The following is a 4,477-nucleotide window of genomic DNA, read 5'->3' on the forward strand; positions in this document are numbered from 1 at the left end:
AGACTTTGCATCTAATCTAGTAGCAGAAGCTACCCTGTGGGAATGCGACTTCTTGTCGCACCATAATTCTCGATATAGGAAGTTCTATTTTAGTAAACTCATAGCAACTACAATACATCCAACTATAAATAATTCTTTTTTAAATATGTATTTTTATCTTTACTTAGGATATGCTATAGTCTTTTCCTTAAAAATGTTTCCATAATATCTCTCTTAAATCTTTCATAATTGAACTGAAAAGCGATATTATGTGTTTTATAACCTGGATTTGTCACAAAACGAAAGTCTGCGATACTTTGACCAAATCCTTCTCCTTGATCGGGAATTACTTTGATGGGCACTTTTGACAGACGAACTGCATCTGGATTCAACAAATACCATATTGTTACAAAATCATGCATAGGGCTTCCTCCTATGCCAGGATTCGATTTAGAGTAGAAATTATAGTAGTAGTCTAACATAGGTTTGATGATGAGTCCTGCAAGGTCTTGTGTATTCCGGTGAAATGCATCAATTTGTTGAACCATTTCAGGTGTAACAATCGCGTGTTGGGTGACGTTTAATGGAATAATTGTCAAATTCTTCTCATGCTGCAGAATTAAGTTTGCTGCATAAGGGTCTGCGTAAAAGTTAGCTTCAGCCACAGCAGTCACGTTTCCGGGGTAAAAAAAGGCTCCACCCATGCAAATGTATTCTTTCACATTCCGCATTGCTTCTAAATTCAAAATAAATGACGTAGCCAATGATGAAAGTCTTCCCAAATTGATAATTGTAAGATCGTCTAAATTTGAGTTTATAATTTTGTAAATATCATTTATGGGATAAATTGGATAAGGGATTTCAGGTGGAATGATAGGTCCTAGTCCTACTTTTCCATGTACTTCAGGAAAATATTGAACCAATATACCTGTTAAAGGTACAGAAGCACCGAGAAATACGGGTATCTCTTTTCTTCCCGAAATATACTTCAAATAGTTAATATTTTTTATAGCATTCTCTCTCGATACATTTCCATAATCCGCTACAATCCCCACAAGTTGGATATCCTTACGAAAAAAGGTGTACAGAATAGCAAACACATCATCAATTCCCAAATCTGTAAACAAGAGAACTTTTTTGGGCATATGTTTTCCTCCAAAAGCCATAAAATTTTATTTTTACTAAGGATGTAATGAATAGGCTTGTACTATATTTGATATATATTTGATATATATTTTATATATTCTTCAATAGTACATTTTGTTCATCTATAACTTTAGATATCTTATATGTGTTTGCATCTAAAAAAGTATTTTTGTTTTGTATATTGTATACAAGTACAGTTAACATAACGCATCATTATTGGTAGAGAGGAAAAAAGCGGGCCCTTACTCTCACAGGGAGTCCGCTTTTTTTTGTTCTATGGATCTATTCAATTTTTTATACATTCCTATCTTGGCGCGGTTTTAGGGTTCTCGTTTGTTACTGAATTACTCGAAAAATTGTATAAAATTATGCATACTCTTAGCGTGTTTTTTCCGAAATACTAGCGGTCCCCCTAGTAAGGCTGCATTCTAGATTTTGATTTAACCTATAGCAAACTTATGATTTTAAAATTATTCTTGCATTTGAGTAGAAATACCATTATATTTGTATTAACAACTATATAAATAAACCATAATTTACGTGAAGGACACACCTTACGTACCATCCCAACGGTACAGGTGTGTCCTTTTTTACGTTCTAGGAGGAAAATATAATGGCAGAAGATAAGACAAACACTCAAACTGTAGAAGAACTTGGAATGGCTTTTGAAGCAGAGAACCTACAAGGTGACACAGTGCTAGAAACAAACTTTAATCAATTTGAGCGAGTACGTGATCATGAACTAGAGGAATTAGCCCGTATGAAACGTGAGCGTACTGTAGGAAAAGGCTTGATTACAGTCGTATCTGAAAAGCTATTCCCAACTAAAAACGGAAAGTCTGAGCGTATACAAGTACTTACAATGCAAATTGGTACTCATACAACAGCATATTGCCCCATTACAGAGGCAGGTATAAATGTTCCTAAAAATCCTCAATGGCTAGTTGGTAGAACCAAGCCTTTAATCATTGAACACTTCCAAAAAACGGAGGAAGGCAACTTTGCTGTTGTATCTATCACTGCAGGAGAATTGGCACTTCAAAAAAGATTATATGAAGAAGTGACAGCGCAAGAGGGCAACAAGGTATACACAGGAACCGTTTCAGGACATATCCCATCTGCACAAACAGTCTTAGTTGAAGTACACGGTGTAACAATAGGTGTACGGTACTCACACTGGTCCTATACATTCGTCCGTCCGGAGGATATTGTCATTGGTGATGTTGTAGAACTTATCATCGATAAAGTAGGGGAAAAGAATGGCCGTTATGAATTTAGAGGAAATAAAAAGAAACTAGAAACAGATCCAATTGAAAAGTTGTTAGAACTAAAGAAACGCCGTGACCGATTTGTAGGTAAAATTGTAGGGGTAGACGCTATTGCGGGTATTTTCGTAGAGGTTGCACCAGGAATTCAGTTTAAAGGACTTAAGAGCCGTAATCTTGCTAATCCAACTGTAGAAGATGCGAAAAATCAAACGATTGTTACATGTGAGCTGCTTAATATCGACGCGAAAAATAGAAAAGGTACAGTGCGTATCCTAAATTATCCGCAGGGACAAAGTAAAAAAACTAATTCGTCAATTTTCCAATTTTAATGGATGACTATGCGTACAATAGAGAAACAATTGCCCACTTATGTCCCTTCTATTCCTCATTTATCAAGTGAGGATGTACAGGGACTTCAAATATATCGGATACATGAACTGGATAAAACCTATGTATTCCATTCTTTTGACGAATTGGTTAAGTTTAAGCAGCGTTTAACAGAAGAACAGTATACCTTACTTGCTTTCATTGGTGTTCATACATCTGTTCGATTTAATCATTTATTATATTTATTTAAGGATAAATATTCTCGTAAGAAAATAAATGATGCACTTCAAGGATTACTTTACTACCGTCTAATTGAAAAATGGCAAGTGGAGAGTTTTGAAATGGAGATCTTTGAAGAAACATATACGTTATCCGACAATGGTTACAAATTTTTAAAATACTGGCAAGGAAATATGTTCTTCTTTGCCCCAGAACGAATTGATAATCACGGTAAATATGTTCACTTACGTTATTGGCACGATATAGAATTAATCTGCCACCTGCGTTATGCTCCATCGTTTTTAGGTCATATTATGCATCCATCTATTAGTAAAGGGGTTTTTACCCCTCCTTTAAGTTTTGCAGTGCAAGGCGGAGTAAATCACATATTTAATTTCGTTGTATACTCCACTCTACTAACAGATAAAAAGGATCGTTTAAAACGAATTATTGCTCGATGGAAAGATTTCGTAGAATCAGGAAAAGATGTTATTATGCAAGATTTAGGAAACAATCCTACAGTGTTAGTTATCTATGTTTCTACTGAAAACCAAGCAAAGCAAATTAATAATGAACTATTACTCGACCTGCTCCCTGGTAAAGTATTGTTATGTATAGGAGAAACCTTGCATATACAAGGATTACAACATGCATTTTACCAGCCCCTTGCAGAAGGAGAGATTAAACAATTAAATACAAAGCTATTCGCAACAAACTAAGCCGCCCTTACAAGCTATTGATTCATTTTAAAGGGTGGCTTGTTTGTTATATAAAAAAGCGTGGAATATTTAAAAAAAATTTAAGAAAACGAATTATCCTGTATCTCCCTCTATACAAATTACGGATTTTACGAAATAATATTCTTTGACACCTTTATACAGAAAAACAATATATACAAATATAAACATTCGTGTAAAGGAATATATTTGAAAGGAGTAACAAATTGCTACGTATACAACGAGGGTACATGTATGATCCAGATGATAATGAGGTCATTGTGAACGAAATTTTCTACAACGCTGCATCCGAACAAAAGTTAGGAAGCAAAATGGGTGTGTTTTCTGCAGACAAACTACCTACTTCCATTTTTAAAAAAGTTCAAGAAAACGAAAGTATGTCTTATATGGAAAGTATGGAAGTAGAAGAACAAACCATTCCAGAAATACTATGTCATTTAGACCAAAATCAAAAACCAGAAAAACTTTATTTTGAAATGCAGTACATGGTGTAACAACAAGAACTGAAATAAGAGGGGATTTATAAACGTTGAAACAGGGGCATTATTATATGGTACATAAAACAACTATATATAAATTCCCTTCTTATTTTTGTTTCCTTAAAACAATTGAATATGATATAAAAATAGATTAATATATAACTATATTTATTGTTTAATTGATTCCGTTTATTCCCACACCTTTTTTGTGTTGTGGTTGAGTTGTAGAAGCAAGTTGCGTCTTGTTTCATTTGTGAAAGGGCTTCTTTGAGCCGATTAGTGTATATATAGCTTATTTTGCTATACACATTTTTAATCGACT

The 4,477-nt window shown here is 34.2% G+C and carries 4 protein-coding genes; 3 read left to right on the forward strand and 1 reads right to left on the reverse strand.

Features of this window, described 5'->3' with window-relative positions; genetic code table 11:
* Positions 1 to 173: 173 nt before the first annotated feature.
* On the reverse strand, positions 174 to 1,124 hold the full coding sequence (locus BAQ44_RS04950; RefSeq protein ID WP_001125084.1) for a nucleoside hydrolase: 951 nt from the start codon (positions 1,122 to 1,124) through the stop codon (positions 174 to 176).
* Positions 1,125 to 1,738: 614 nt separating this feature from the next.
* On the opposite strand from BAQ44_RS04950, the gene BAQ44_RS04955 reads away from it, so the two are divergent.
* The 3 genes from BAQ44_RS04955 to BAQ44_RS04965 all read left to right on the forward strand — a co-directional run bounded on the left by BAQ44_RS04955 (position 1,739) and on the right by BAQ44_RS04965 (position 4,170).
* Positions 1,739 to 2,722, forward strand: coding sequence for a hypothetical protein (locus BAQ44_RS04955; protein WP_000796697.1), 984 nt, complete (start codon positions 1,739 to 1,741; stop codon positions 2,720 to 2,722).
* A 9-nt stretch (positions 2,723 to 2,731) separates the two neighbouring features.
* Positions 2,732 to 3,658: a hypothetical protein gene (locus BAQ44_RS04960; protein ID WP_001259102.1), complete on the forward strand. Its 927-nt coding sequence runs from the start codon at positions 2,732 to 2,734 to the stop codon at positions 3,656 to 3,658.
* Between the two features lie 248 nt (positions 3,659 to 3,906).
* Positions 3,907 to 4,170 carry a hypothetical protein gene (locus tag BAQ44_RS04965; protein ID WP_002020034.1) on the forward strand — a complete coding sequence of 88 codons (264 nt, stop codon included), beginning with the start codon at positions 3,907 to 3,909 and terminating at the stop codon, positions 4,168 to 4,170.
* Positions 4,171 to 4,477: the final 307 nt, after the last annotated feature.

The organism is Bacillus mobilis (assembly GCF_001884045.1).
Lineage (GTDB): Bacteria > Bacillota > Bacilli > Bacillales > Bacillaceae_G > Bacillus_A > Bacillus_A mobilis.